2 protein-coding genes are annotated in these 1,331 nt (G+C 41.0%); one reads left to right on the forward strand and one right to left on the reverse strand.

The annotated features are described in order from the left end of the window. Positions 1-331 precede the first annotated feature (331 nt). Positions 332-1,003, forward strand: coding sequence for a prepilin-type N-terminal cleavage/methylation domain-containing protein (locus KI743_RS24510; RefSeq protein WP_152469806.1), 672 nt, complete (start codon positions 332-334; stop codon positions 1,001-1,003). Between the two features lie 59 nt (positions 1,004-1,062). Here the strand turns inward: KI743_RS24510 and KI743_RS24515 are convergent. Then, positions 1,063-1,331 (reverse strand): aldo/keto reductase (locus tag KI743_RS24515; protein ID WP_285468596.1); only part of this gene is annotated, 269 nt, incomplete at its 5' end.

Raw genomic sequence — 1,331 nt, forward strand, 5'->3', positions numbered from 1 at the left:
ATCTTTACCACCAAGAATAGAAGGCAAGCTCAGTGCTTGGATCGGTGTCATTTCGGTATAACCCAGTGAATCCAGAGTTTGAATAAGTTCTGGTTTTAGGGCAATTGAAGAGAATTTTGCAGTGGTCACAGGACAATTCCAGCTAATGAAAAACAGAGTGCATTATGAGTGTTTTTAGAAAATATTCCACTCAATAGTAGCCGTTGTTAATTTACTCACTAATAAAGAGAGTGAATATATCTCAAATTTAAGACACACTGATCGCCCCAATGTGATATCGTACACCATTCACAAGGTTTGAATTAGAATATTACTTCAAAGGTCTTAGGTAATGAAAAACAATACGCTCAATAAAGGCTTTACACTATTAGAACTGATTATAATTATTGTCATTATTGGAGCTATTGCCGTTGTAGCTGCGCCAAGATTCCTTTCTATCGCCGATGATGCAAGATCAGCATCTAGTTCTACCCTACTAGAAAACTTTCAAACTGCCGTGAACATTTACCAAGCCGCTTGTTTGGCGCGCGGGGGAGATGTAGAAGAAGGGCGTGATGAAAACGCAACTGACTTCAATATCGAAGGTATTTACTCCAATTATACCGGAAGCTGCTACCCGGTTTGGAATTCAGCGTCGGGTATCCAAAGAACGATCAATAACAATCGTTCTTGCTATTGGCTACTACAAGATCTGACTAACTCTGATCATTATGAAGATAACCGCTACGGTAATTCTCCTAAAGAAGGGGGAAGTACGAGCAGAACCCCAAGTTTTTCAAACTTCCAATTAGCTAAACAAAACGGTTACAAATTTCTTATTAATCAACCAACTGGTGAATTTTCCTACTGCCATTTTTACAGCATTGAGGGTGATCTTAGTCAAGCACCATTCCTACTTTATAACGCAGTTGATGGAGAAATGGTCACTGGCATTACCGATCTATCAAACGGTATTGACTATGACGAAGAGCTTAAAAAGTATACGGTAGCTACCAAACCATAACAGAAAGGCCAGCAAACGCTGGCCTTATTTCTATGTTCTGAACTTAGCTATATTAAAGTCTATGGTACACCATGACCTTTCGATGCTACCCAAACTCGATACCACTGCTCACGCGTCAACTCGATACTCAATGCGTCAATCGCTGTTTGCACTCGCTCAATCTTTCCTGAGCCGATAATCGGCAAGGGTTTTGATGGCAGACGACGAACCCATGCATAAATCACTTGGTCGATACTTGCAGCACCAACCTCTTTGCGAATCGCTTCAAGTTCATTACGTACTCGAACGGCTTGCTCGCTCTTACCTGTAAATAGCTCACCACCAGCAA

Origin of the sequence: Vibrio sp. D420a, assembly GCF_030248625.1 — a bacterium.
Taxonomy (GTDB): domain Bacteria; phylum Pseudomonadota; class Gammaproteobacteria; order Enterobacterales; family Vibrionaceae; genus Vibrio; species Vibrio fortis_A.